Below are 26,167 nucleotides of genomic sequence, written 5' to 3'. Positions count from 1 at the left end.
TGCACCGGTTCGAGAGGTGGGGTACGGGAATGGCTGTCGGCATGAGCGGACCGCGGGCGCGCGCGGAGGCCGTCGTGCGCGCCGCCGAGGACCCGGACGCCACCGTCGCGGGCATCGGCTCCGGCGATCACGCACCGGATCCGGACGACCTCCCCGACGGCCTCGTCGTCGCGGACGAGAGCGGCCGGATCATCTGCTTCAACGCGGCCGCCGCACGGATCACCGCCGTGCCCCGGGCCGCCGCCCTCGGCCGCCCGCTGGAACACGCGCTGCCGCTGGAGGACCTCAAGGGCCGCCGCTGGTGGGAGCTGACCGACCCGTACGGCGGCCTCGCCATCCGCGTCGGCCAGCCCGAACGCAACCTCCTGCTGCCCGGCGGCCGCGAGGTCCTCGTCTCCGCCCGCTACGTACGCGAGAGCCCGACCGGCCCCGTACGGCGGCTGGTGATCAGTCTGCGCGGCACCGAGGCCCGCCGCCGCAACGAACGCAGCAACGCCGAACTCATCGCGACCGTCGCCCATGAACTCCGCTCGCCGCTGACGTCCGTCAAGGGCTTCACCGCCACTCTGCTGGCCAAGTGGGAGCGTTTCACCGACGACCAGAAGCGGCTGATGCTGGAGACCGTCTACGCCGACGCCAACCGGGTGACCCGCCTGATCACCGAGCTCCTGGACATCTCCCGGATCGACTCGGGGCGCCTGGAGGTGCGCCGCCAGCCCGTCGACCTCTCCGCCGCCGTCGAACGGCACGTCCAGGCGCTCACCGCGTCCGGCCAGGACCCCGCCAGGTTCCTCGTCCGCACCTGCCAGCCGCTGCCCGTCGTGTGGGCCGACCCGGACAAGGTCGACCAGGTGCTCGGCAACCTGCTGGAAAACGCGGTGCGCCACGGCGAGGGAACCGTCACCATCGAGGTGGCACCCGCACCGGCGAAGAGCGACGAGAAGGGAACGGCGGTCACCGTGAGCGACGAAGGCCCCGGCATCCCCGAGGAGTCGATGGCCCGTGTCTTCACCCGTTTCTGGCGGGGGAGCAAGCGCGGCGGCACCGGGCTGGGCCTCTACATCGTCAAGGGCATCGTCGAGGCGCACGGCGGGACGATCACGGTCGGCCGCGGCCCCGGGGGCGGCGCCGAGTTCCGATTTATCCTGCCCGTGAGCACGCCGGCCTACCTGGTCTGAGCGGCCCACGGGCGCCCCATACATCCTGTGGCCCGTAGACTCGACCTTTGGCACCTTTGTGTCCTCCGGGCGTCGAGCGGGGCCACGGGGGTCCGGGGGTATACCCCGGTAAGCGCAGTACCAGCCAATCGGAAGTACGGGAAGAGATGTCGGCACCGAACAAGTCGTACGACCCAGTCGAGGTCGAGGCACTGAAACCGGAAGAGATCGAGCGCATCCGGGACGAGGCGTTCGCCGCCTTCGCCGCCGCGGGCGACCTCGACGCGCTCGCCCAGGCGAAGACCGCGCACACCGGTGGTACCTCGCCCCTGTCACTCGCCAACCGCGAGATCGGCGCGCTGCCGCCGCAGGCGAAGGCCGAGGCCGGCAAGCGCGTGGGCCAGGCCCGCGCCGCCGTGGGCAGGGCGCTCGCCGCCCGCCAGACGGAGCTGGAGGCCGAGCGGGACGCCCGGGTCCTGGTCGAGGAGGCGGTGGACGTCACGCTGCCGTACGACCGCACCCCGGCGGGCGCACGCCACCCGCTCACGACGTTCATGGAGCGCGTCGCCGACGTCTTCGTGGCCATGGGCTACGAGGTCGCCGAGGGCCCCGAGGCCGAGGCCGAGTGGTTCAACTTCGACGCCCTGAACTTCGTGCCCGACCACCCGGCGCGGCAGATGCAGGACACCTTCTTCGTCGAGGGCGCCGACGGCGCGAAGACCGACGAGTCCGGTGTCGTCCTGCGCACGCACACCTCGCCGGTCCAGGCCCGCACCCTGCTCGACCGCGAGCCCCCGGTCTACGTCGTCTGCCCCGGCCGGGTCTACCGGACGGACGAGCTCGACGCCACGCACACCCCGGTCTTCCACCAGATCGAGCTGCTCGCCGTCGACGAGGGCCTCACCATGGCCGATCTGAAGGGCACCCTCGACCACATGGTCCAGGCACTCTTCGGCCCGGACATGAAGACCCGGCTGCGGCCGAACTTCTTCCCGTTCACCGAGCCGTCCGCCGAGATGGACATGGTCTGCTACGTCTGCCGCGGCGAGTCCGTCGGCAACCCCGACCGCCCCTGCCGCACCTGCGGCAGCGAGGGCTGGATCGAGCTCGGCGGCTGCGGCATGGTCAACCCCAAGGTGCTCATCGCCTGCGGCGTCGACCCCCAGAAGTACAGCGGATTCGCCTTCGGGTTCGGCATCGAGCGGATGCTGATGTTCCGCCACAACGTAGAAGACATGCGAGACATGGTCGAAGGCGACGTCCGGTTCACCCGGCCCTTCGGGATGGAGATCTGATGCGCGTCCCGCTTTCCTGGCTGCGGGAGTACGTCGACCTGCCCGCCACCGAGACCGGCCGTGACGTACAGGCCAAGCTCGTCGCCGTCGGCCTGGAGGTCGAGACGGTCGAGCAGATCGGCGCCGGCCTCAAGGGCCCGCTGGTCGTCGGCAAGGTGCTCACCATCGAGGAGCTGGAGGGCTTCAAGAAGCCCATCCGCTTCTGCACGGTGGATGTCGGCACCGCCAACGGCACCGGTGAGCCGCAGGAGATCGTCTGCGGCGCCCGTAACTTCGCCGTCGGCGACAAGGTCGTCGTGGTCCTGCCCGGCGCCGTGCTGCCCGGTGACTTCGCGATCGCCGCGCGCAAGACGTACGGCAAGACCTCGCACGGCATGATCTGCTCCACCGACGAGCTCGGCATGGGCGACGACGGCACGCACGGCATTATCGTGCTGCCGCCGGAGCACGAGGTCGGCACCGACGCGATCGAGCTGCTCCAGCTCGTCGACGAGGTCCTCGACATCGCCGTCACGCCCGACCGCGGCTACTGCCTGTCGATGCGCGGTGTCGCCCGTGAGACCGCCATCGCCTACGGCCTGCCGCTGCGCGACCCGGCGCTCCTGGACGTGCCCGTGCCCAACGCGTACGGCTACCCCGTCAAGGTCGCGGACCCGATCGGCTGCTCCCGCTTCACCGCGCGCACCGTCGTCGGCCTGCAGCCCGAGGCCCGGTCCCCGATCTGGATGCGGCGCCGGCTCCAGAAGGCCGGCATGCGGCCGATCTCGCTCGCCGTCGACGTCACCAACTACGTGATGCTCGAACTGGGCCAGCCGCTGCACGCCTACGACCGGACCCGGATCGACGGGCCGATCGGGGTGCGCCGTGCCGAGCAGGGCGAGAAGCTCACCACGCTCGACGGCACGGTCCGCGTCCTGGACGCGGCCGACCTCGTCATCACCGACAACCGCGGGCCGATCGGCCTGGCGGGCGTCATGGGCGGGGCGAACACCGAGATCGCCGACGCCTCCGAGGACGCGCACACCACCGAGGTCGTCATCGAGGCCGCGCACTTCGACGCGATCTCGATCGCCCGGACCGCGCGCCGCCACAAGCTGGCCTCCGAGGCGTCCAAGCGCTTCGAGCGCGGTGTCGACCCGCAGGCCGCGGCGGCAGCGGCGCAGCGCACCGTGGACCTGCTGGTGCTGCTCGCCGGTGGCACCGCCGAGGCGGGCGTCACCGAGGTGAGCGCACCGTCCGGCCCCCGCACGATCACGATGGCCGCCGACCACCCGGACAGGGTGGCCGGTGTCGCGTACGGCCGCGAGACCGTCGTGCGCCGCCTCCAGGAGGTCGGCTGCGACGTCTACGGGCAGGACGAGCTCCTCGTCACGGCCCCGTCCTGGCGGCCCGACCTGAACGAGCCGAACGACCTCGCCGAAGAGGTCATCCGGCTGGAGGGCTACGAGAACCTCCCGTCCACGCTCCCGACCCCGCCGTCCGGCCGCGGGCTCACCGACCGCCAGCGGCTGCACCGCAGGATCGGCCGGGCACTCGCCGGCGCCGGCTACGTCGAGGCGCTGAACTACCCGTTCACCGGCGAGGCGGTCCTGGACCAGCTGGGCCTGGCGGCGGACGACGCCCGTCGGCGCACGGTCAAGCTCGTCAACCCGCTCTCCGACGAGGAGCCGTCGCTGCGCACCACGCTGCTGCCGGGCCTCCTCGGCGCACTGCGGCGCAACGACGGCCGCGGCAGCCACGACCTCGCACTCTTCGAGACGGGCCTCGTCTTCCGGCCGACCGGCCACGAGACGAAGCCGGTCCGGCTGCCCGTCACCGGGCGCCCCTCGGACGAGGAGATCGCCGGGCTCGACGCCGCGCTGCCGCGTCAGCCGCGCCGTGCCGCCGTCGTCCTCGCTGGCGCACGCGAGCAGGCCGGCTGGTGGGGCAAGGGCCGTCCGGCCGACTGGGCGGACTCCGTCGAGGCCGCCCGCACCATCGCCCGTGAGGCCGGTGTCGACCTCACGGTCCGCGCCGACCAGCACGCGCCCTGGCACCCGGGCCGCTGCGCCGCGCTGTACGTGACGGTCAACGGCGAGGAGACCCTCTTCGGGCACGCCGGCGAGTTGCACCCGCGCGTCATCAAGGAGCTCCACCTGCCGGAGCGCACCTGCGCCATGGAGGTCGAGCTCGACGTCCTGGAGCAGGCCGTGGACGGCGTGCTCCGGGCGCCGCGGATCTCCACCTTCCCGGTGGCGACCCAGGACGTCGCCCTGGTCGTCGGCCAGGACGTGCCCGCCGCCGACGTGGAGCGGGCGCTGCGCGACGGAGCGGGTGAACTCCTCGAGTCGCTGCGGCTGTTCGACGTGTTCACGGGTGAGCAGATCGGCGAGGGCCGCAAGTCCCTGGCGTACGCGCTGCGGTTCCGTGCCGCGGACCGCACGCTGACCGTCGACGAGGCGAGCGCCGCACGTGACACGGCGGTGGCCCTGGCCGCCGAGCGTACGGGCGCGGTGCTGCGCGGCGCGTAACGGCGCATCCGCACACTGAGGAGGGGCGTATCCGGCCACCGGATACGCCCCTCCTGTGTGCTCGCCCAGGGGCGGAGGACCGCACGCGGGCTCCGGCCCGGCCCGGGGGAACCCGGGCCCCGCCGGCCCCGCAACAACCCTCCGATCCGTGGGAAGTGGGTCGTGCGATCCGGCGCCGTCCGCTCTGCCACGGAGTGTCGGGCAGGTCGGCAGAACGGACGGCGCGGGTGCGGGTCGTCGTGCTGTACGAGGGGGAGCAGACGACCCGGCCGCCTCTTGCGAGGAACTCATTCAAGCGAGCCCCGGACCCGTGCGACAGCGTGCGCGGGGGGACGGTTCGGGCATTCCGTTCACACCCCGTGTGAATCGTGCTCCACTGGGGCGACACGTCCAGGCGTGCCGGACCGTCGGAGGGGGCAATGGGGACCATGGAGCCCAACACTTTGCTGGAGGCTCTGATCGACGAGGCGGGTGTCTCCCGGGCCGGGCTCGCCGCCCATGTGAACCAGGCCGGGCGTGCCCGGGGGCTGTGTCTGCGCTACGAACACACCGCCGTCGCCCGCTGGCTGAAGGGTCAGCGGCCGCGCGGCCAGGTGCCCGACCTGATCTGTGAAGTGCTCGGCGACCGCCTGGGCAGGGCACTCTCGCTCGGCGACACCGGCATGGCCGCCCTCGGCGGACACCCGCCGGCTGAGACCTCCTCGCTCACCGGTTTCGTCGAGCGGGCCACCGCCCTGTGGCGCTCCGACGAACTTCAGCGCCCGCATGTCGTCGGCGCCCCGGCGGTCACCGGGACCACCGCCGTGATGCCCGTCTGGGAGTGGGAGAACCCGCCCGAGGACGCCGACGTGTCCCGGACGGGGCCGCACCGGGTCGGCCCGGCCGACATAGCGACGCTGCGGGCCGCCCGGTCCCACTACGAACTGATGTACCGCAAGGCGGGCGGAATCGCGACGCGTTCGCGCATCGTCGGCTTCCTCAACACCGAGACGGCTCCGCTGCTGCGCGGCGGCTACAGCGACGCGACGGGGCGTCAGCTGCACCGGGCGACGGGTGCGCTGGTGGCCGTCGCGGGCATCTGCGCGTACGACTCCGACGCGCACGGGCTCGCCCAGCGCTACTTCCACCAGGCGCTGCGGCTGGCCAAGGCGAGCGGGGACCGGGGCCTCGGCGGCTACGTGATCGCTCTTCTGGTGAACCAGTCGCTCTTCCTCGCCGACTTCCGGCAGTCCGTCGCCTTCGCCGAGGCGGCACTCCGGGCCGCCGGCAGCGACATCACCCCGGCCCTGGCGGCGGATCTCCACGCCATGCAGGCCAAGGCGTACGCCCGTCTCGGGGACGCGCCGAGCGCGTTGCGGTGCATCCGGCGCGCCGAGTCCGAGGCCGAACGGGTCCGGCCCGGTCAGGAGCCGGACGAGACCGGGTACGTCCAGCCGGGCCTGATCAACGTCCAGGTGGCGGAGGCCCTGCTCGGCCTCGGGGACCTTCGGGCGGCCGGGGAGCATGCGACGGCCGCGGTGCGGACCCCGGCCCACGACCGGGGCCGGGTCCACCGGCTGGCGATGCTGACCACGATCGAACTGCGGCGTGGCGAGGCCGACCGGGCGGCGGTCACGGCGGCGGCGATGGCGGAGGGTGCCCGGGGCATGGAGTCTCAGCGGTTGCGTGACCGGCTGCGGGCGGTACGGGAACACCTGGTCGCGAGCGGCAGCGCGGAGGCGGAACGGGCCGCGGATCTCGTCGACGGAGCGCTGCGCGTACCGCTGTGAGCCAGGGTCTGCTGCGATATGGCCACCTACGAGTCAGAAGGTGGCAGAACTGTGCAGTGGACGAACCTGAACGAACAGACTGTGTACGAGAACCAATGGTTCCGGGTCAATCTGGCGGACGTCGCACTCCCCGACGGTCACCACCTGGACCACTTCGTGATCCGGCTCCGCGCCGTCGCGGCGGCCACCGTCGTCAACGAGGCCAACGAGGTCCTGCTGCTGTGGCGGCACCGGTTCATCACCGACAGCTGGGGCTGGGAGCTCGCCGCCGGCGTGGTCGAGGACGGGGAGCAGCCGGCGGCAGCGGCGGCCCGGGAGATGGAGGAGGAGACCGGCTGGCGCCCCGGCCCGCTGCATCCGCTGCTGACACTGGAGCCGTCGAACGGGCTCACGGACGCCCGGCACCACTTCTACTGGGGCGAGGAGGCCGGCTGGACCGGTGATCCCGTCGACGCCTTCGAGTCCTCGCGCCGCGAGTGGATACCGCTCAAGCTCGTGCCCGACATGATCGCCCGCGGTGAGGTCCCGGCCGCGGGAATGGCCGCCGGGCTGATGATGCTCCACCACTTACGGCTCGGCTGAACCGCTTCGCGCCGACGTGCGGGGGGCCGTTGCCGTCCCCTCGCACGCGCGGTGAGCGGCGTCGGGCGTACGGCTGGAAGCCCGTGATGCCAGAGCCACATGATGGTGAGTGCGGAGCCTTCTTGATGTCAGCCTCGATTCGTCGTTGAGCATTCACCACCGTCACCCCGAACCGGCCGGGGGCCAGGGCGGGGTGGCGCTCCCGGCCACGTCGCCCTCCTCCACCAGCCGGAGGCGACGAGGAGGAGGACGACGGTGAACCAGTTCCGGTCATTCGGGAGAATGGACCGCTTCATGGACCGTGCTCGGGCCACCGGGCTACAGTGCGTGGCGGAACGCCGTACGGCCGTGAGCCCGGGGGGTCGGATGGGGCAGCGCAACCACGACGAGGACGCCGAGGACTGGTTCGGCGGCGACGAGCCGCTGGACGTCGCGGCGGCGGACGGCGGGCTGGCCCTCGTGCCGCCGTCACAGACGCTGGGCGGCTCCCCCTTCAGCTGGCAGTGCTCCCGCGACCCGGGGGACGCCGCACCCTGCACCACCGACAAGCCGGGCAGCATGGACTTCCCCCAGGACGGCGAGCTCCTCTGCGCGTGCGGGGCGGAACTGGCCTACCGCCGGCGGGGCGTGCGGGGCTGAGCCGGCGGCTGACGGGGCCGGCCGGGGCGGGGCAGACACCAGGAGGAAGGCCGTGGGGATCATCTCGGCGCTGGCGTCAGGGCCGGCGAAGCGCTGGACAGCGCTGATCAGCGGGGGCGCCTACGCGTTCACCGCCGTCGCCGTGCTGCTGCTGCGCCCCTGGCAGGCGCCCGCGGGCGGCTGCCAGGCATCCGGCCCCACCGCCGTGGTCTGCGACGCCGCCGGCGGTGAGCCGCTGGCGCTCGCCGCCCTCGGCGTGCTGGCCGTCGTCGCCGCGAGTGGCGCCTCCCTGGTCGTGACGGCGCTGGCGGGACCGCTCGTGCATCTGCTGTCCGGCACCGCGCTGCCCGTACGCGGACCGGTCGCCGCCCTGGTCGCCCGTCGGGTCGCCGGCCGGATGGGGGCGAAACGGCGGCTCACCGCCCAGGCCGAGGAGCCGTGGACGAGCCGCGCCGCCGCCGAGGCGCGCCGGAAGCTGCACCGGCGTCCCGTGCAGGACGTGCTGACGACGCCTACCAGGATCGGCGACAGCTTTGCCGCCATGGGCGAACGCATCCTGGGGCGGCACAGGCTGGACGCCCAGCTCTGCTGGCCGCTGCTCCAGCAGGTGTTCGACGAGCCCGCCCGGCGCGATCTGGAGCGTGCCTCGGACCAGGTGCTGGGCCGGGCGCGCAACCTGGTCTGGGCGGCGCTCACCGTCGCCACCGCCCTGCCGCTCGCCCTGCTGGACCGCGTCACCCTCTGGCCCGCCGGGCTGGCCGCCCTCGCGGGCGCCGTGGTAGGCGCGTTGCTCCTCGCCGGGCTGGGCAACGGCGTCGACGACTACGCGGACACCGTGGAGGCGGCGCTGCTGCGCCACCGGGACGCGCTCTACGCGGCGGCCGCCTGGCCGCTCCCCGCGGACACGGTGGACGAGAAGCGGACGGGCGAGGCGTTCACCGCCTACCTCCGGCGCACCGGTCACCCCGCACCGCAGCTCACCTTCGAACGTCCGCCGCCCGAGGAGCCACCGGTCCCGTGATCGACTACACCCACCGGGCGCGGGGTCGCGGCCGAGGCAGCGACCTGGCGGCAGCCCTCCGCGCCGCCGAGGACCACGCCGAACGCCTCGTACAGCAGGGCGCGCACGCCGGGGCGGACCCTGCGGCGGAGCTGACCGACTGGTACGACACGGTGCAGGCGGTGGCGGACGCCTGCACCCGGGCCGTCGCCGTCGGCACCGTGCCCTCGCCGGAAGAGGCGCGGACACTGGACACGTGGCTCCTGCGGGCCACCGACTGCCTGGGAGCCTGCCGCAGGCTGCTCCGCGCCGCCCGGCACATCACCGAACCGCCCATGACCGACGCCGAGGTGCACGACGCCTACCTCGCCCTGCTCGACCTGACGCACGTGGTGCACGAGTCGGCCGACCACGTCCGCCGCTCGCTTGCCGGCCGGCGCGACGGCATTTCGCCGCGTGAGGCCCCCGAGCGGTTCGTCCGGAGCAGAATCGCCCACCAGGACCTGATGCGGCGGGCGTTACGCCTGCTCGCGGAGGAGGACGCGCGGCGGGACGAGTGGATGTACCGCTACGTGGTCCTCGCACAGCGCGTCGCGGAGTACGGAGGGGACAGCCCCGGCGAGGCGGAGGCCGCCCGGGCGACCGCGGAGGAACTGGCCCGGCCCGGCAGTCGCCTGGACGACGCGCAGCGGGCGCAGATGCGCGCAACCGGGGCCGCGCTCGACACCCAGGTGCACACCGACGGGGACGCCGCCCGAGCCACGGGCGCCGCGGACCTCGCCCTGGCCCACCGGGCCGTGTGGCAGGCCGCCCAGGACGATCCGCTGGCCGCCGCCCGGTTCGGCGCCGAGCTGCTGCGGGCGATCACGGTGGGCGAGAACGTCGACGGGCTCGGCCTCCACGACGCCGTAGCGGCACTGGAACACGCCGTCCGGACCATGGACCCCGGCTCCCCGGAATGGCCCGAGGCCCTGGCGGCGAGGGCCCTGGCCCGCACCCAGGTGATCGGGACCTGGTCGGTCCGGGAGCGTGACATCGGGGCGGTCGTCCACGAACTCGACGGCGTCCGCGGCCTGTTGCCGCCGGGGCATCCCGTGGCGGCGCCCATCGACCTCGCCCTCGTGCAGCTCCTGTCCCTGCGCGGCTCGGGTGAGGGCTCACTGAGCGACATCCGGTCCGCCCTCGCGATGTTGCGCCGGGCACGGGCCCAGCACCCCGCCGACCCGATGCACCGCCTGGTCCTGGACGCCGTCTTCGCGCAGGTCCACACCGCATTCCACTACCACGCGGGGGCCGACGACGCGGACTGCACCGGCACCGGCGACGAGGCCACCCCCGCGGTGGACCGGGTCGGGCACGCGGCCCGCACACGGCAGTTGCTGCGCCTGTGCGTGGACCGGGCGCGGCAACTGGCCCACGCGCGGGAGGACCACAGCCCGGAACTGCTGGCGCTGGTCCAGCACACTCTGGGCTGGTCACTGCTGATGGCCGCCACTTACACGGACGGCGGCGGCCCGCCCGGCGGCGCCGAGCGGTACGCGCTGCTGTCCGAGGCCCGTACGGTCCTGACGGAGTGCCTGAGCCGCACCGACGAGCGGTCCTTGCAGCGCGCAGGGCGGGAACTGCTGCTGCACATCGCCTGCTTCGTCGAGGCCCAGGCGCCGACGGCTCCGCCGGGCGCCGCCCGCTCGCACGCCGACGCCATCGGCCGGCTGGTGGAACGGCCTGACGTGGCGTCCCGCCCGCCGTTCCAGAACACCGTGCGCACCGTCCACGTCTACGCCGAGACCCTGACGGACCGCACCGCCCGCGGTGGGGAGGACCCGGGGGGACGGGACCGGCGGCTGCGGGGGATGGAGGAGGCCGTGGCCGCTCGGCCGGACGCGGTGGACACCCCGGCCGTGGACCTGCGGATGCAACTGGCCCGGGCACACCGTGCGGTGGAACCCGCCCCCGCCGGGCTCGGCGATCTGCTGGTCCGGGCCGCGCGGCCCGGGCAGTCGTCGGCCGCAGGGGGCCGGGCGGGGCGCGAGCGGTCCCGCCGGCTCGGGCGGGAGGCCCTCGGCCTGCTGGCGCGCCGGGCGCTGGTGCAGGAGGTCGCCGCCGACGCCGTGCTGACGGCACAACGGGCCGGGCCGCTCTCCCGGGAGGTGGCCGGCTGGTGCGTCGCGGACGGCGCGCTGGAGGAGGCCGTCGGGACGCTGGAGCGCGGCCGGGCGCTCGCCCTGCACACGGAGATGGTCACCGTCGACGTGCTGAGCACCCTGTCCGGTCTGGGGCGCGCCGATCTGGCCGGGGAGTGGCGCGGCTGGCGGGACGCCGCACTCCGGCAGAACCGGGCGGGGCCCCGACCGGACGGGACGGCGCCCGGACCCGGGGCCGTTCCGGGGGAGGGCGCGGGCGGCGACGCCTGGGACTCGTACGCCGAACACCCGGTGCCCGAGCGCCTCGGCGCCCGGGTGCGGGCGGTGCTGGAGGAACACGGCGCCCTGGACACGCTGCTGGGGACGGTCCCGGTGCCGGAGATCGCGGCGGCGCTGCGCAGGACCGGCAACCACGAGCTGGTGTACCTGCTGCCGACCCAGAACTCGCCCGTCTCCGGGGGCGCGCTGCGCGTGGGGAGCGACGGTGGCGTTCGCTGGACGCCCCTGAGCGGCCTGGCGGACCCCACCGCACTGGACGCCTACACGGGCGCCCTGGAACTGCTGCTCTCCGCACCGCGGGCGGATGCGGTCGAGCACGCCTGGCGGGCCCGTCTGGAGGAGGTGTGCGACTGGGCGGGGCGGGCGGTGGTGGAGCACCTGGCGCGGGACGCCGGGGCCGCCGGGGCTGACCCCCTGCCGCGGCTGGTGCTGGTGCCGCTCGGAGCGCTGGCCGCGGTGCCGTGGAGCGCGGCAAGGCTGCCGGGGGCGGACGGGCGCCCGGGCCGGGCGGTCGACCGGCTCGTGCTGTCCACCGCCCCTTCCGCCCGGATGTTCGTCGCCGCGGCCGGGCGGCCTCCCGTCCGGGCCGGGGACGGCGCCCTGCTGGTCCTGGGGCTGACGGGGGCGCAGGCCCGGAGTTCGTCGAGCAGGGCGCTGCACCGGCTGTACCCGAGCCCACGCCTGCTGGCTCCGGAGGCCGGCCGGCCGTCCGGCCGGGCGGCCGGCCCGGACGGCACGACGCGGCCCGCGGAGGTCCTCGACGAGATCCGGCGGGCCGCCCTCTCGCACGGCATCGTGGACGTCTCGGCGCACCTGCTGCCCGATCCGTCGGACAGTTGGCGCTCGCACCTCGCCTTCGGCACCGTCCTCGGGCCGGACGGCTCGCCGGCCGGGGATGTCGACCGCCTGTCCGTGCAGACCATCGCGGCGCAGCGGTTCCCCGTGCCGCCGGATGGACCCGGGCTGTGCGTCTCGCTGGCCTCGTGCATGAACGGCCTGCCGCGCCGCCACCAGGACGAGTCGTTCACCATGGCGGCGGCGTTCCTGGCCGGGGGAGCGTCGTCCGTGCTGGGCTCGCTGTGGCTGGTGAGGCTGCACGCGACGGCTCTGGTCGACCTCTTGTTCCACCACGGGCTCCGCACGGGCCACGCGCCGGTGGACGCGCTGCGTCAGGCGCAGCTCTGGATGGCCGGCCCGGTGCGGGAGCCGCCCGCCTCGATGCCGGCCGACGTGCGGCGGCTCGCGGCCGAACTGCTGAACGCCCTCACGGCCTCGGGCCACGATCCGGCGGACCCGGCGTTCTGGGCCGGACTGGTGGTCGTAGGCCGTTGAGCGGCGGGCGGGGGCGCGCGGGCCGCACCCGGGTCCGGCCCCGGGCAACGCGCTCCGAAGAGGCCCGGCGGCGTCAGCGCCGGGCCCGTCGGCAGGACGGTCAGTACGGGTAGAAGCCCGACCCGGTCTTGCGGCCCAGCCGGCCCGCGTCGACCATCCGCTGGAGCAGCGGGGGAGCGGCGTACAGGGGCTCCTTGTACTCGGCGTACATCGAGTCGGCGACGGACGCCACCGTGTCGAGACCGATGAGGTCGGCGAGCTTGAGCGGGCCCATCGGGTGGGCGCAGCCCATCTCCATGCCGTTGTCGATGTCCTCCCGGCTGGCGATACCCGACTCGAACATGCGGATCGCGGAGAGCAGGTAGGGGATCAGCAGCGCGTTGACGACGAAGCCGGAACGGTCCTGGGCGCGGATCGGGTGCTTGCCCAGTATGTCCTGGACCATCGCCTCGGCGCGCTTGATCGTCACGTCCGACGTGGTCAGGGCGGGGATCAGTTCGACGAGCTTCTGCACCGGGGCCGGGTTGAAGAAGTGGATGCCGATGACCTGGTCCGGACGGGAGGTCGCGACGGCCAGCTTGACCAGCGGGATCGAGGAGGTGTTGGAGGCGAGGATCGCGTCCGGCCGGGTCACCACCTGGTCCAGCACCTGGAAGATCTCGGTCTTGACCTGCTCGTTCTCCACGACGGCCTCGATGACGAGATCGCGGTCGGCGAACTCGCCGAGGTCGGTGGTGAAGCTGAGGCGGCCGAGGGTCTCGTCGCGTTCCTCCTCGGTGATCTTGCCGCGTTCGGCGGCCTTCGAGAGGGAGTTGTGGAGCCGGGTGCGGCCGATCTCCAGCGCCTCGCCGGTGGTCTCGGCCACCTTGACGTCGAGGCCGCTGCGGGCGCACACCTCCGCGATGCCTGCGCCCATCTGGCCACAGCCCACCACTCCGACGCGTGCAATGTCGGCCATAGAGTCCGTCACCTCGTGCCTTTCGCTGTTCTCCGTTCGGCGGCTTCCGTCTGATTCCGGGCTCCACCACGACCCCACGACGTTACTCCGCGTCCTCCCGGGGATCGGGGGCCGGGGCGGGCATGCTCGCCTTCGGGCCCGGAATCAGGGGCGGTGGTCACGAGTGCGGAAACGGCAGGTGCGGCTAAATGCGGCAAATGGACCGAAGGAAGTTCGTCACGGGTGCGGCCGGGACGGTCGCGGCGGTGCTGGGCTCGGCCGCCGTGGCCGGTGACGCCGCCGCGGTTCCGCGCGGCGACGGCCGCCCGGGCCGGCCGGGCGGCCCCCGCGACGCGCTCCGGCGCGAGCTGCGGGGCATGTGGGTGGCCACGGTCGCGAACGTCGACTGGCCGTCGAAGCCGGGCCTGTCGGCCGCGGCGCAGCGGGCCGGGCTGATCGCGTACCTCGACGAGGCCGTCGCCCGGCGGCTGAACGCGGTGGTCCTGCAGGTCCGCCCCTCGGCCGACGCGCTGTGGCCCTCCCCGTACGAGCCGTGGGCCGCGTGCCTCACCGGCGTCCAGGGCAAGGACCCGGGCTGGGACCCGCTGGGCACGGCCGTCGAGGAGGCCCACAGCCGGGGACTGGAGCTGCACGCCTGGTTCAACCCGTACCGGGTGGCCAACCACACCGACCCGTCCCGGCTGTCCGCCTCCCACCCCGCGCGACTGCACCCCGAGTGGGTCCTGCCGTACGGCGGGAAGCTCTACTACAACCCGGGGCTGCCCGAGGTCCGCGCCTTCGTCCAGGACGCGATGCTCGACGCGGTCCGCCGCTACGACATCGACGCCGTCCACTGGGACGACTACTTCTATCCGTACCCGGTGGCGGGCCAGACCTTCGCGGACGGTGCCGCGTACGCGCAGTACGGCGCGGGCTTCCCCGACCGGGCCGCCTGGCGGCGCGCCAACACGGACATGCTGGTGCGGGAGATGTCGGAGCGGATCAAGGCGCTCAAGCCGGCTGTCCAGTTCGGTATCAGCCCGTTCGGCGTGTGGCGCAACGCCTCCACCGACCCGCTCGGCTCGCGGACCGAGGCGGGCGTGCAGACGTACGACGACCTGTACGCCGACACCCGCGGCTGGGTGAAGAAGGGCTGGATCGACTACATCTGCCCGCAGCTGTACTGGAACATCGGCTTCGCGGCCGCCGACTACGCGACGCTGGTGCCCTGGTGGTCCGAGGCGGTCCGGGGCACGGGCGTGGACCTGTTCATCGGCGAGGCCCTGTACAAGGCGGGCGACCCGGCCCAGTCGGAGGCCTGGCAGGACCCGGCGGAACTGTCCCGCCATGTCGACTTCGCCGCCGGGTACGACCAGGTCCGCGGCCACGCGTACTTCTCGGGGAAGAGCGTGGTCGCGGACCGGATCGGCGCGATGGACCGGGTGGTGGCCGACCACTACCGGACGCGGGCGCGCCCGCCGCGCTAGGGCGTGTTTCGAAAGTAGCGCCGTCCGCCCGGAGGGCGGGCCCCGCGGCGTCTGGTGCGTGCGATCGCAAGGCGTGGAATTGGTCTCGTAGCGGAGCTACTAGGGCATTTCCGCAACGCGGCGAGCGTGCGTGCCAGACGCCGCGGGGCAGGCGGGACTTTCGAAACACACCCTAGGGGTCGTGGGCCGGGCGGGGGCCTACGTTCCCGGGTCCCGGCTCCGGTCGGGGGTGTGCTGGACGACGCTGTCGGGGCCGGGTGCGAGCAGGTGTTCGTGTCCGTCCTCGAAGCGGACGCGGTACGGGGGAGTGCCCCCGTCCCCCAGCACTTCGACGATCTCTGCGACCCGGTCGTGCTGCCCCACGGTCCTGCCGTGTGTCAGCAGCCGGTCGCCCGTGTGTGCCTCCATCGGAGTGACCTCCTCACGGGTGGCGTTCCATGTCGACAAGTCTATGACCGGCCGGCACCGGCCCGCTGGGTGGCGGCGATGCAGACCAGGACGGCGACCGCCGCCACGGGTGCCGCGGGGGTGATCTCCTCGCCGAGCAGCAGGAACGACCAGATGAGGGTCAGCAGGGGCTGCGCGAGCTGGAGCTGGCTGGCCCGCGCCACGCCGATCTCGGCCATTCCGCGGTACCAGACGTACAGACCGAAGAAGGTCGAGGCCACCGCCACCCAGACCAGCCCGATGACGCCGTGCGTGCTCCACCGCACCGGCTCGTACGGCAGCGCGAGCGCGGCGCCCGCCGCCGCGAGCGGCACGGTGAGGATCAGCGCCCAGCCGGTCACCTGCCAGCCCGGCATCACCTTCGCCAGCCTGCCGCCCTCCGTGTATCCGGCCGCGCAGACCAGCAGCGCGCAGAACAGGTAGAGGTCCCCGGCCGACAGGCCGCCGCCGCTCTGCAGCACGGTGAAGGCGATCACCACGGCCGCCCCGGCGAGCGCCGCCGCCCAGAACGCGCGGGGCGGCCGGGCGCCGGTGCGGACCGAGGAGAACACCGCGGTGGTCAGCGGCAGGAGGCCGACCACCACCGCCGCGTGCGAGGTCGTCGACGTCCGCAGGGCCAGCGTGGTCAGCAGTGGGAACCCCACCACCACCCCGCCCGCCACCACCACGAGCCCGGCCCAGTGTTTCCGCTCGGGCACCCGCACCCGGGCCGCGAGCAGCACGCCGCCCGCGATCGCCGCGGCCAGGAGGCTGCGCAGCGCCACCAGGGACCAGGGGCCGAAGCTCTCCAGCCCCCAGGCGGTCGAGGGAAATGTCAGCGAGAAGGAGACCACCCCGAGCAGCGCGAGCAGTGTGCCGTTCCGGCCGGCCGGTACGGATGCGGCTGCCGGGGCCGCCGCGGGGCCGGGCCGTGCGTGGCCGTCCGGCGTGGGGGCGACCGCTATCGTTCGAGGGGTGGTAGCGCTATCCTTTGCTGTCATGCAAGAGCGTAGCAGTGTCGCCGAGTTGACTGAAGTACTGCGAAGTGAGCTGAACTGCTACTCACCCGGTGAGAAGCTGCCGTCCAGTCGCGCCCTGGTCGAACGGTTCAGGGCCAGTCCCGTGACCGTCTCGCGGGCCGTCGCGCAACTCGCCGCGGAGGGCCTCGTCGTCACCCGGCCCGGAGCCGGCGCGTTCCGTGCGCACTCCCGTACGGAGACCCGGCCGCCCGCCGACACCTCGTGGCAGGAGGTGTCGCTCAACGGCGACGGCGGCCCCGAAGTGGTGCCCCGTACCGTCGACGCGTCCGGCCTGCTGGTCACCCTCACGCCCCCGCCCACCGGGGTCGTCGAGTTCAACGGCGGCTACCTGCACAGCTCGCTCCAGCCCGAACGGGCCATGGCGGCGGCCCTCGCCAGGGCCGGCCGCCGCCCCGGCGCCTGGAGCCGCCCGCCCACCGACGGGCTCACCGAACTGCGCGCCTGGTTCGCCCGCGAGATCGGCCCCGCGCTCACCGCGGCCGATGTGCTGATCACGGCGGGCGGACAGAGCGCCCTGGCCACCGCGCTGCGGGCACTCGCTCGGCCCGGCGCGCCCGTCCTCGTCGAGTCACCCACGTACCCGGGCATGCTGGCGGCCGCCCGCGCCGCCGGACTGCGGCCGGTGCCCGTCCCCGTCGACGCCGACGGTGTGAGGCCCGAACTCCTCGCCGCCGCCTTCCGGGCCACCGGCGCCCGTGTGCTCGTCTGCCAGCCCCTCTTCCAGAATCCGACGGGCACGGTCCTCGCCGACGGGCGGCGCGGCGAGGTCGTCCGGATCGCCCGCGAGGCCGGAGCGTTCGTCGTCGAGGACGACTTCGCCCGCAATCTCGTCCACGACGACGCCGGCCCGCTCCCCGCGTCGCTGGCCGCCGACGACCCCGACGGAGTCGTCGTCCATGTCTGCTCGCTGACCAAGGCCACCTCGCCCAGCTTCCGCGTGGGCGCCCTGGCCGCCCGGGGCCCGGTCCTGGAACGGCTGCGGGCCATCCAGGTCGTCGACAGCTTCTTCGTCCCCCGGCCCCTCCAGGAGGCCGCGCTGGAGCTCGTCGGCTCCCCCTCCTGGGGTCGCCACCTGCGCTCCGTCTCCACGGAGCTGCGCATCCGCCGCACCGCCATGATCACGGCGCTCCGCCAGGAGCTGCCCGGCCTCGCGCTGCCGCACATCCCGGCGGGCGGCGGCTACCTCTGGCTGCGCCTGCCCGAATCCGGTGCGGGTGCCGACGAGGCCGCCATGGTCGCCGCGGCCCTGCGCGCCGGTGCGGCCATCGCGCCGGGGCGGCCCTACTTCAGCGCCGAACCCCCCTCGCCGCACGTCAGGTTGAGCTTCGTCGCGGTCGCCGGCCCGGCCGAGATCACCGAAGGCGTCCGACGTCTCTCCGCGGCCTGGGAAGGGGTGTTCGACGCCGGTTAGTCTCAGGTCATGACCGAGACGCACCGGCAGCGCTACGAGATCTCGTCCGACCCGGCCCGCCTGGACGCTGCCCGGATCCACACCTGGCTCTCCACCGACACCTACTGGGCCCGGGGACGCACCCGGGAGCACCACGACGCGGCCATCGCGGGGTCGCTCAACTTCGGTGCCTACGACCTCGCCTCCGGAGAGCAGGCCGGGTACGCCCGCGTGGTGACCGATCTCGCGACGTTCGCCTGGCTCTGCGATGTGTACGTCGACCCGGCGGCCCGCGGGAACGGTCTGGGGGGAGGGCTCGTCGCGGCGGCGCGCGACCACCTCGCCCCCACCGGTGTGCGCAGGTTCCTGCTTGCCACGGCCGATGCCCACGGAGTCTACGAGAAGGCCGGTTTCCAGCCGCTCGACCATCCGGACCGATGGATGTCCCTGCGGTTCGCCTGAACCGCGATCGCCTGTGGCGGTTCTCTTGACCTGCGCGGCGATCGGCTCCACGATCGCGCCCATGAGTGTTCGAGTCTCGCTCGTCGCCGCGGCCCGCAGTTCCTCCCTGCTCGGCGAGCGCTTCGACGACGACCGGCCGCTCGACGAAGCGGGCTGGTACGAGGTGCGGTTCGCCGCCCCGGCGCTGGTGCCCCTGGGCGCGGCCGAACTGCGCTACTGCTCGCCGACCGCGCGCAGCCGTGCGACCGGGCAGGCGCTCGGCTTCGCGCCGCTGGTCCAGCCCGCCCTGCGCGACTGCGACATGGGGCGCTGGCGAGGCTGTACGTTCTCCGACGTCGCCGCGCGCGAACCGGCCGCGGTGGACGCCTGGCTCGCTGACCCGCGCTCGGCGCCGCACGGTGGCGAATGCCTGCTCGCGTTCATCTCCCGGATCGGCAACTGGCTGGACACCCGCCCCGCCTGCGACGGCTCCATCGTCGCCGTCGCCGAACCGGCCGTCGTCCGGGCCGCCCTGGTCTACGCGCTGAAGGCCCCGCCGTCGACGTACTGGAACGTCGACGTCCGCCCGCTCTCCACCATCACGCTCACCGGTCTGCCGCGGCGCTGGAGCCTGTGCCTGGAGGCCGGGTCCCGCTGACCGGGACCGTCCCGCGTACGTACGGACGTTCCGGTGCGTGCCATGTCTTCCCGTCAGTCCGACTGGTCGGTATGTTGACGTGGAACCGAGTCCGACCCGGCATGCCCCAGGCGAGGAGGCCGTCGTGCCGCAGATCCACGGCCATTGCGACACACGTTTCGCCGCGGTGCGCAGCGCGTTCGAGGCGAATTTCGAGGAGCGTGACGAGCTGGGCGCGGCCGTCACCGTCCTGGTCGACGGGCGGCCCGTCGCCGACCTCTGGGGAGGCTGGGCGGACGGCGCCCGCACCCGCCCCTGGGAGCAGGACACCCTGGTCAACGTCTGGTCCACCACCAAGGGGCCGGTCGCACTCTGCGCGCACATCCTCGCCGACCGAGGCCTGCTCGACCTGGACGCCCCGGTCGCCGCGTACTGGCCGGAATTCGCCGCAGCGGGCAAGGAATTCGTGCTCGTGCGGCACCTGCTCTCCCACCGCGCCGGCCTCGCGGGGCTGCGCACACCGCACACCCTGGCGGAGCTCTACGACTGGGAGCTGACGACCTCCCGGCTCGCGGCGACGGAGCCGTGGTGGGAGCCCGGCACCCGGTCCGGCTACCACGCCCTGACGTACGGGTTCCTGGTCGGCGAGGTCGTCCGGCGGGTCAGCGGACTGCTGCCGGGGGAGTTCCTGCGGCGGGAGGTGACCGGCCCACTCGGCATCGACTTCACCGTCGGCCTCCCCGCGAAGGAGGCGGCGCGCGCCGCCGAACTCGTCGTCCCGAAGGCGGACCGGGCCCGGCAGGCGGCGAGCTTCGCGCGGATGGAGCCGGTCGCCGTCGCCTCGCTGCTCAACCCGCCCACCGGGGCCCCCGCCGCCAACACCCCCGCGTGGCGCGAGGCGGAGATCCCCGCCGCCAACGGCCACGGCACGGCCCGCGCGGTTGCCGCGCTGTACGGCGTATTCGCGGGGCGCGGCCGAGCGGACGGGGTGCGCGTCCTGTCCGAGGAGGCCGCCGAACGCGTGCGCGAGGGCCAGGGCAGCTGCCGCGACCTGGTGCTGGGCGCGGGCTTCGCCCACGAGACGGAGATCGCGCTCGGCCTGTGGCTGAGCGGCCCCGACGCCAGCTACGGACCCAACCCGCGGGCCTTCGGCCATGACGGCGCGGGCGGATCATGCGGCCTCGCCGACCCGGAGAACGGGGTCGCCCTGGGCTATGTCATGAACCGGATGGGCCCGCACATCGCGAACGACCCGCGCAAGACGGCCCTGGTCGAGGCGGTGTACGCGTCGCTGTGACCGGCCCCGTCACGGGGCCGGCGGGAGCGGCGGGACGGACTCGCCCTCGGTGTCGATGCGGGGGAGCGCCCGGTCCAGCCACCGGGGCATCCACCAGGCACCGCCACCCAGCAGTGTCATCACCGCGGGCACCAGCAGCAGCCGCACGATCGTGGCGTCGATGAGCACGCTGACCGCCAGCCCGAGCCCCAGCATCTTGACCACGATGTTGTCGCTGATGACGAAAGCCGCGAAGACACTGACCATGATGAGGGCGGCGCAGGTGATCACCCGCGCGGTGATCTCCAGCCCGTGCGCCACCGCGCCCTTGCTGTCCCGGGTCCGCAGCCAGGCCTCGTGCACCCGGGAGATCAGGAACACCTCGTAGTCCATGCTCAGACCGAAGACGATGGCGAACATCATCATCGGTACGTAGCTCTCGATGGGCACCGTTCCGGAGACTCCCAACGAGGGCCCGCCCCAGCCCCACTGGAAGACCGCAACCACCACACCGTACGAAGCGGCGATGGAGAGCAGGTTGAGAACGGCCGCCTTGACGGCGACGAGGACGCCGCGGAACACGATCAGGATGATGACGAAGGCGAGCGCGACCACCACCGCGATGATCAGGGGGAGCCTGCGGGCGATGATGTCCAGGAAGTCCTCCTGGGCCGCGGTCGTACCGGTCACGTAGGCGGAGGCGTCGGTGCCCGCGATCCCCTGCGGCAGGACATCGTCGGCGAGGCGGTTGAAGAGCGAGGTCGTGCCCGCGTCCTGCGGTGCCTCCTTGGACAGCGCCGTGCCGACGAGGAGAGCCCCGTCGTCCGTCGGCTGCAGCGGACTGATGCTCGCAGCGCCGGGCACGTCGGTGAGCGCCTTCTGGAGACTGCTCGCGAGCGCGGAGCGGTCCGCACCCGGTACCGACCGCTGATCGACGACCAGCGTGAACGGACCGTTCGCACCAGGCCCGAAACCCGTGGAGATCAGGTCGAACGCCCGCCGGTCGGTGAAGCTCGTCGGATCGGCTCCGTCGTCGATGTGCCCCAGCCGGATGGAGAACAGCGGGATGGCGAGGACCCCCACCACGACCAGCCCGGCGAGCAGGAACCACCAGGGCCGCCGCTCCACCCGCTGGGCGTAGCGGTGCCAGCCGCCCTCCGCCGCCGCGCCCGGCCCGGCCCCGCCCTCGGCGACCGGCGGCCGCACCCGGTAGCGGTCGATCCGCCGGCCGATGAGGCCGAGCAGCGCCGGGACCAGCGTGACCGCACCGATGACGGCCGTGATCACGGTCACCGCGGCCGCTGCCCCCAGCTTGCCGATGAAACTCACCCGGGACACGTACAGACCGGCCAGCGCGACGATGACGGTGCAGCCGGAGACCAGGACGGCCCGTCCGCTGGTGGCCACTGCCCGGCCGGCGGCCCGGACCGGATCGGCGCCGTCCATCACGAGCTGACGGTGCCGGGTGATCAGGAAGAGCGCGTAGTCGATCCCGACGCCCAGCCCGATCATGGTGGCGAGCGTCGGCGAGACGCTCGCGAACGTGGTGGCCGCGGCCACGAGTGCCAGGACGCTCAGCCCGACGATCACGCTGATCAGTGCCGTGATCAGGGGAACGCCCGCGGCGATGACGCTGCCGAACCCGACGAGCAGCACCACCACCGCGACGGCGAATCCCACGGCCTCGCTGGTGAGGTCCTGGGTCTCCGGCCGGGCCAGCTCCCCCAGCGGACCTCCGTATTCCACCTCGACGCCCGCGGACCGCAGCGGTTTCACCGCTGTGTCGACCTGGTCGAGGTAGGCGTCGTCCAAGGAGGTGGGGTTCACGTCGAACCGCACGGTGATGTACCCGGTCATCCCGTCCTTGGACAGCGAGGTGGACGACGCGGAGGAGGACGAGGGCAGCGGGTTCTGGGCGGACAGGACGTGCGGCAGCTTCTGGAGGTTCGCGACGACCTGGTCGACCTGGCTCTGAGACTCGGTCAGGGGCTTCTTGGCATCGTGCAGGACCACCTGCGCGCCGGTGCCGCCCGCGGCCGGATCGTGGGCCTTGAGGAGTTCGGCGCCGGTGTTGGACTGGGTGCCGGGCAGGTTGAAATCGTCGGAGTACGTCCCTCCGTACGCGCTCTGCAGGGCGTGCAGCCCGCCGAGGGCGACCAGCCACAGCAGGATCACGACGACGAAGTGGCGCGCGCACCATTCGCCCAGCCGCAGCAGCCACCCCCCGCCGGAACGGACCGGAGGGGCGTACGTGCTGCTGCCGCTGGGCGGGACCATGTGCTCTCCCGGAGAAGGGGACCTGCCGCTGAGTCGGGCGTCTCGCGCCCTCGGGTCCACTCCGAGAAGGTAGAGGCAGGTGCGGAAGCCATCGGCTGCGACACGTCCGGCGGTCTGTCCGTTCCGCCGCACGGCCGCGCCGCGGGCCCCCGCACCGTGACCGCCCCTGCGGTCAGTCCTGCTGCCGCGCCTCGACGATCAGCGTGAGCGCCTCGGCGATGGCCGTCTCCGCGGTCGCCTTGTCGAGCCCGAGGCCGCTCAGCAGCCCCGCACCGTCCTCGTGCTCCAGCAGGGCCAGCAGGATGTGCTCCGTGCCGACGTAGTTGTGCCCCATCCGCAGGGCCTCCCGGAACGTGAGCTCCAGGGCCTTGCGCGCGTCGGCGTTGTACGGGATGAGCTCGGGCAACTGCCCCTCCGCCGCCGGCGGGAGCGCCTGCTCGGCGGCCTGGCGTACGGCGTCCAGGGCGACGCCCTGCGCTTTGATGAACGCCCCGGCGAGGGCGTCGGGCTCGATGAGCAGCCCCAGCACGATGTGCTCGGTGCCGATCTCGGCGTTGCCCGCGGCGCGGGCCTCGTTCTGCGCGGCCACCACCACGTTCTTCGCGCGGGGTGTGAAGCGGCTGAACCCCTGGCTGGGGTCGAGCTCGGACAGCTCGCCCGGGTCCTTGGCGACGAACCGCTTCTGGGCGGCCTGCCGGGTCACGCCCATGCTCTTGCCGATCTCCGTCCAGGAGGCGCCGGACCGCCGGGCCTGATCCACGAAGTGGCCGATCAGGTGGTCGGCGACGTCTCCCAGGTGGTCCGCCGCGATGACGGCGTCCTGCAACTGGTCGAGGGCGTCGGGGTGCACCTTCTTGATGGCGGCGATGAGGTCGTCGAGACGGACGGGTTGCGTCATGCCTACGGGATTCGTCATGTGTCAACCGTAAGTTGACAGTGCGGCGGTGTCAACCTTCGGTTGACACTCGTCCGGTGCGGGAACGCGCGTACGACCTCCGTCCCGGAACGGCGGAACGCGCCGGCCGACGTGTTCGTCGGCAGGCGCGTTCCGGTGTGTGTGGCGCGGACGGTCCGGGGTCAGAGCGTCCCGGAGTCGGCGATGGTCACCTTCGCCTTGGTGCGTCCGCTCTGCGAGCCGAGGCCCTCGATCTTCGTGACCAGGTCCATGCTCTGCTGGTCGGCGACCTCGCCGAAGACGACGTGCTTGCCGTCCAGCCAGGAGGTCACGATGGTCGTGATGAAGAACTGCGAGCCGTTGGAGTTCGGGCCGCTGTTCGCCATGGAGAGCAGGCCGGGCTTGGTGTGCGCCAGCTTGAAGTTCTCGTCGTCGAACTTCGCACCGTAGATGCTCTTGCCGCCCGTGCCGTCGCCGCGGGTGAAGTCGCCGCCCTGCAGCATGAACGCGGGGATGACGCGGTGGAAGGACGAACCCTTGTAGCCGTAGCCGTGCTCGCCGGTGGCCAGCTGGCGGAAGTTCTCCGCGGTCTTGGGAACGACCTCGTCGTACAGGTTGAAGACGATGCGCCCGGCGGGCTCGTCGTTGATGGTGATGTCGAAGTAAACCTTGCTCGTCATGGAACCATCCTGACATCCGCCCGCCCGGCCCCGACGGGCGGGCGCGTCCGAACACCGCTCACGGGTGAACGGCCGGGGGCATGCGGTGGCCCCTCCGCCGGAGTCGCCGGCCCGGTCGCCGCCGCACCGTCACACCCCCGTACTCCCGTCGATCCGCTCCCGCAGCAGGTCGGCGTGGCCGCTGTGGCGGGCGTACTCACCGATCATGTGTGTGTAGATCCACCGAAGGCTCACCTCGCCGCCCATGAAGGGGGCGGTGTCCTCCAAGGGCCGTGCGGCGCAGTTGGCCCGGGACACGGCGATCTCCTCCTGCCAGCGCGCACAGGCTGCCGCGAACGTCTCACCGCCATTGAGCGCGAACCCTCCGTCGTGACCGTCCGGGCCGGCCTGCACGCCGTCCGCGGGCGGGACGTCCTCGCCGGTCAGCACGCGGCGGAACCAATTCCGCTCGACCTCCGTGAGGTGCTGCACGAGGCCCCTCAAGGTCAGCGTCGAGGGTGCCACGGAGGCCTCCCGCACCTGCTCGTCGGTGAGCCCTTCGCACTTCACCGCCACGGTGGCCCGGTAGAAGTCGAGCCAGGCGGCCAGATTGGTGCGTTCGTCCGTGTTCAGGGGCGGCATGGGGCGTTCGGTGTTCGTCATGATCACCGATGCTGCCAGGCGGGTCCGACAATCGGCCCGCCGCGACCCGCCCCTGCCCGTTTCGCCTACGGACGCCGTCGGGGCTTGCCGCGCTTCGCGGCGGCCGCGCCCTTGGCCCCGCGGGCGCCGCCCTTCGTGCCCTTCGCCCCGCCCGAACCGCTCCGGGGGTTCTTGCCCGCCGCTGCACCCGCCGCGGGCTTGCGACCCGCGCCACGGCCGTCGGTGCGCTTCGCCTTCGTCTTCGGCTGCTCGGCGGGTGCCGTGCCGCGGCCCCGGGAGCTGTTCACGGTCCGCCCGCGGACGATCCCGATGAAGTCCTCCACCAGGTCAGTCGTCCGGTCCTCGGGCCAGGACAGGGCGATGCGCGACTCCGGCGCGTCCGACAGCGGACGGTAGGTGAGGTCCTTGCGGTGGTGCAGCCGGGCGAGCGACTGCGGAACGACCAGGACACCCACGCCGGCGGCCACCAGCTCGACGGCGTCCGCCGTCGTGGCCGGGCGCTCGATCGCGGGCCTGCCGGGGAGCTCCTCCCAGCCTAGGGTGTCGTCGAGCGGATGGAGCACGATGTCGTCGGCCAGCTCCGCGAGCGAGACCTCCTCGACCGCTGCCGCCACATGGTCCTTGGGGATCACGACGACGGTCTGCTCGGTGTAGAGCGGGATCGCGCTGAGGTCCGTACCGTCGACCGGCAGCCGTACGAAACCCGCGTCGGCGTCACCGGCGCGCAGCAGGGCCGTCGCCTCGGCCGCGGGCACCGCGACGAGGGCCAGAGGGGTGCCGGGCAGGCGCTCGTTCCAGATCCGCACCCACTTGGTGGGGGTCACTCCGGGGACGTACGCGAGCCGGAATGAAGGGGATGCTTCCGAGCCTGTCACCCCGCCAGGTTACCGGTCGTGGTCAGAGGTGGCGCACACGCTCGATACTCTTGACACCATGACGTCGCACCAGACCACCCAGACCATGAAGCCCGCGACCGCGGCGAAGAAACTGGGTGTGTACCTCGAGGCCACCCCCACCGAGTTCCAGGAGGGTGTCGTCTCGCGCGCCGAGCTGGCGGCCCTCCAGGCCGATCCGCCCGAGTGGCTGCGGGACCTGCGGCAGAACGGCCCGCACCCGCGGCCGGTCGTCGCGTCCAAGCTGGGCGTCTCCATCTCCGGACTTGCCCGTGGAGGCGTCAGCGACGCCCTCACCACGGAGCAGATCGAGGCGCTGAAGCAGGACAACCCCGAGTGGCTGCAGAAGGAGCGGGCCACGCAGGCGGACGTCCGGAAGGAAACCGTACGCATCAAGGAGCGGGACGCGGAGCGCAGGAACGCCTCCTAGCATTCGCTC

Annotated in this window: 22 protein-coding genes; 14 read left to right on the top strand and 8 right to left on the bottom strand. The window is 73.1% G+C overall.

What is annotated here, in order from left to right; translation table 11 throughout:
* Positions 1–29: 29 nt before the first annotated feature.
* From ACFYPA_RS31325 to ACFYPA_RS31290, 8 genes are all read left to right on the top strand, one after another.
* The gene (locus tag ACFYPA_RS31325) at positions 30–1,178 is read left to right on the top strand and encodes a PAS domain-containing sensor histidine kinase (RefSeq protein ID WP_359084331.1); all 1,149 of its coding nucleotides are present in this window, start codon (positions 30–32) and stop codon (positions 1,176–1,178) included.
* Positions 1,179–1,324: 146 nt separating this feature from the next.
* Positions 1,325–2,452 carry a phenylalanine--tRNA ligase subunit alpha gene (pheS, locus tag ACFYPA_RS31320; RefSeq protein ID WP_359084330.1) on the top strand — a complete coding sequence of 376 codons (1,128 nt, stop codon included), beginning with the start codon at positions 1,325–1,327 and terminating at the stop codon, positions 2,450–2,452.
* On the top strand, positions 2,452–4,962 hold the full coding sequence (gene pheT / locus ACFYPA_RS31315; RefSeq protein WP_389135679.1) for a phenylalanine--tRNA ligase subunit beta: 2,511 nt from the start codon (positions 2,452–2,454) through the stop codon (positions 4,960–4,962). Before pheS ends, pheT begins: the two co-directional genes overlap by 1 nt.
* Before the next feature lie 428 nt (positions 4,963–5,390).
* Positions 5,391–6,731 (top strand): transcriptional regulator, encoded by a 1,341-nt coding sequence (locus ACFYPA_RS31310; RefSeq protein WP_359084327.1) that lies wholly within the window; start codon positions 5,391–5,393, stop codon positions 6,729–6,731.
* Between the two features lie 51 nt (positions 6,732–6,782).
* Entirely contained in the window at positions 6,783–7,313 is a 531-nt protein-coding gene (locus ACFYPA_RS31305; protein WP_359084326.1) for an NUDIX domain-containing protein, read from the top strand.
* Positions 7,314–7,679: 366 nt separating this feature from the next.
* Positions 7,680–7,952 (top strand): hypothetical protein, encoded by a 273-nt coding sequence (locus ACFYPA_RS31300; RefSeq protein WP_359353341.1) that lies wholly within the window; start codon positions 7,680–7,682, stop codon positions 7,950–7,952.
* A 52-nt stretch (positions 7,953–8,004) separates the two neighbouring features.
* A complete protein-coding gene (locus ACFYPA_RS31295) occupies positions 8,005–8,973 on the top strand; it encodes a hypothetical protein (protein WP_389135675.1) in 969 nt (322 codons plus the stop codon).
* Positions 8,970–12,707 (top strand): CHAT domain-containing protein, encoded by a 3,738-nt coding sequence (locus tag ACFYPA_RS31290; protein ID WP_389135672.1) that lies wholly within the window; start codon positions 8,970–8,972, stop codon positions 12,705–12,707. Before ACFYPA_RS31295 ends, ACFYPA_RS31290 begins: the two co-directional genes overlap by 4 nt.
* Before the next feature lie 100 nt (positions 12,708–12,807).
* Here ACFYPA_RS31290 and ACFYPA_RS31285 read toward each other — a convergent pair whose 3' ends face one another.
* The gene (locus ACFYPA_RS31285) at positions 12,808–13,665 is read right to left on the bottom strand and encodes a 3-hydroxybutyryl-CoA dehydrogenase (RefSeq protein WP_359084322.1); all 858 of its coding nucleotides are present in this window, start codon (positions 13,663–13,665) and stop codon (positions 12,808–12,810) included.
* Between the two features lie 188 nt (positions 13,666–13,853).
* Between ACFYPA_RS31285 and ACFYPA_RS31280 the strand changes: the two genes are divergently transcribed.
* Complete coding sequence (locus ACFYPA_RS31280) at positions 13,854–15,131, top strand: glycoside hydrolase family 10 protein (protein ID WP_389135670.1); 1,278 nt, start codon at positions 13,854–13,856, stop codon at positions 15,129–15,131.
* 198 nt (positions 15,132–15,329) lie between these two features.
* On the opposite strand, the gene ACFYPA_RS31275 is transcribed toward ACFYPA_RS31280, so the two are convergent.
* Complete coding sequence (locus tag ACFYPA_RS31275) at positions 15,330–15,539, bottom strand: DUF1918 domain-containing protein (protein WP_359084320.1); 210 nt, start codon at positions 15,537–15,539, stop codon at positions 15,330–15,332.
* Positions 15,540–15,580: 41 nt separating this feature from the next.
* The gene (locus tag ACFYPA_RS31270; RefSeq protein ID WP_389135666.1) at positions 15,581–16,558 is read right to left on the bottom strand and encodes a DMT family transporter; all 978 of its coding nucleotides are present in this window, start codon (positions 16,556–16,558) and stop codon (positions 15,581–15,583) included.
* Here ACFYPA_RS31270 and ACFYPA_RS31265 point away from each other — a divergent pair.
* From ACFYPA_RS31265 to ACFYPA_RS31250, 4 genes are all read left to right on the top strand, one after another.
* Complete coding sequence (locus ACFYPA_RS31265) at positions 16,557–18,008, top strand: PLP-dependent aminotransferase family protein (RefSeq protein WP_359084317.1); 1,452 nt, start codon at positions 16,557–16,559, stop codon at positions 18,006–18,008. The genes ACFYPA_RS31270 and ACFYPA_RS31265 overlap by 2 nt on opposite strands.
* A 9-nt stretch (positions 18,009–18,017) precedes the next feature.
* Entirely contained in the window at positions 18,018–18,449 is a 432-nt protein-coding gene (locus ACFYPA_RS31260) for a GNAT family N-acetyltransferase (RefSeq protein ID WP_359084316.1), read from the top strand.
* A 61-nt stretch (positions 18,450–18,510) separates the two neighbouring features.
* Positions 18,511–19,086, top strand: coding sequence for a histidine phosphatase family protein (locus tag ACFYPA_RS31255; RefSeq protein WP_359084315.1), 576 nt, complete (start codon positions 18,511–18,513; stop codon positions 19,084–19,086).
* Between the two features lie 124 nt (positions 19,087–19,210).
* Positions 19,211–20,362, top strand: coding sequence for a serine hydrolase domain-containing protein (locus ACFYPA_RS31250; RefSeq protein ID WP_389135662.1), 1,152 nt, complete (start codon positions 19,211–19,213; stop codon positions 20,360–20,362).
* A 9-nt stretch (positions 20,363–20,371) separates the two neighbouring features.
* On the opposite strand, the gene ACFYPA_RS31245 is transcribed toward ACFYPA_RS31250, so the two are convergent.
* From ACFYPA_RS31245 to ACFYPA_RS31225, 5 genes are all read right to left on the bottom strand, one after another.
* A complete protein-coding gene (locus ACFYPA_RS31245) occupies positions 20,372–22,618 on the bottom strand; it encodes an MMPL family transporter (RefSeq protein ID WP_389135660.1) in 2,247 nt (748 codons plus the stop codon).
* A gap of 172 nt (positions 22,619–22,790) precedes the next feature.
* Positions 22,791–23,534, bottom strand: a complete 744-nt coding sequence (locus tag ACFYPA_RS31240; protein ID WP_389135658.1) for a Clp protease N-terminal domain-containing protein — start codon at positions 23,532–23,534, stop codon at positions 22,791–22,793.
* Positions 23,535–23,695: 161 nt separating this feature from the next.
* Complete coding sequence (locus ACFYPA_RS31235; protein ID WP_359084311.1) at positions 23,696–24,193, bottom strand: peptidylprolyl isomerase; 498 nt, start codon at positions 24,191–24,193, stop codon at positions 23,696–23,698.
* Positions 24,194–24,322: 129 nt separating this feature from the next.
* Positions 24,323–24,835 carry a DinB family protein gene (locus ACFYPA_RS31230; RefSeq protein WP_389135655.1) on the bottom strand — a complete coding sequence of 171 codons (513 nt, stop codon included), beginning with the start codon at positions 24,833–24,835 and terminating at the stop codon, positions 24,323–24,325.
* A 65-nt stretch (positions 24,836–24,900) separates the two neighbouring features.
* The gene (locus ACFYPA_RS31225) at positions 24,901–25,710 is read right to left on the bottom strand and encodes a LysR substrate-binding domain-containing protein (RefSeq protein ID WP_359319310.1); all 810 of its coding nucleotides are present in this window, start codon (positions 25,708–25,710) and stop codon (positions 24,901–24,903) included.
* A gap of 58 nt (positions 25,711–25,768) precedes the next feature.
* On the opposite strand from ACFYPA_RS31225, the gene ACFYPA_RS31220 reads away from it, so the two are divergent.
* A complete protein-coding gene (locus tag ACFYPA_RS31220; RefSeq protein ID WP_359084307.1) occupies positions 25,769–26,158 on the top strand; it encodes a DUF5997 family protein in 390 nt (129 codons plus the stop codon).
* The last annotated feature ends 9 nt before the right edge of the window (positions 26,159–26,167 follow it).

The sequence above is a fragment of the Streptomyces sp. NPDC005775 genome (assembly GCF_042871565.1).
In the GTDB taxonomy this organism is placed as follows: domain Bacteria; phylum Actinomycetota; class Actinomycetes; order Streptomycetales; family Streptomycetaceae; genus Streptomyces.
The sequence above is the reverse complement of the archived record's forward strand: the minus strand, read 5'-3'. Positions and strand labels throughout refer to the sequence as shown.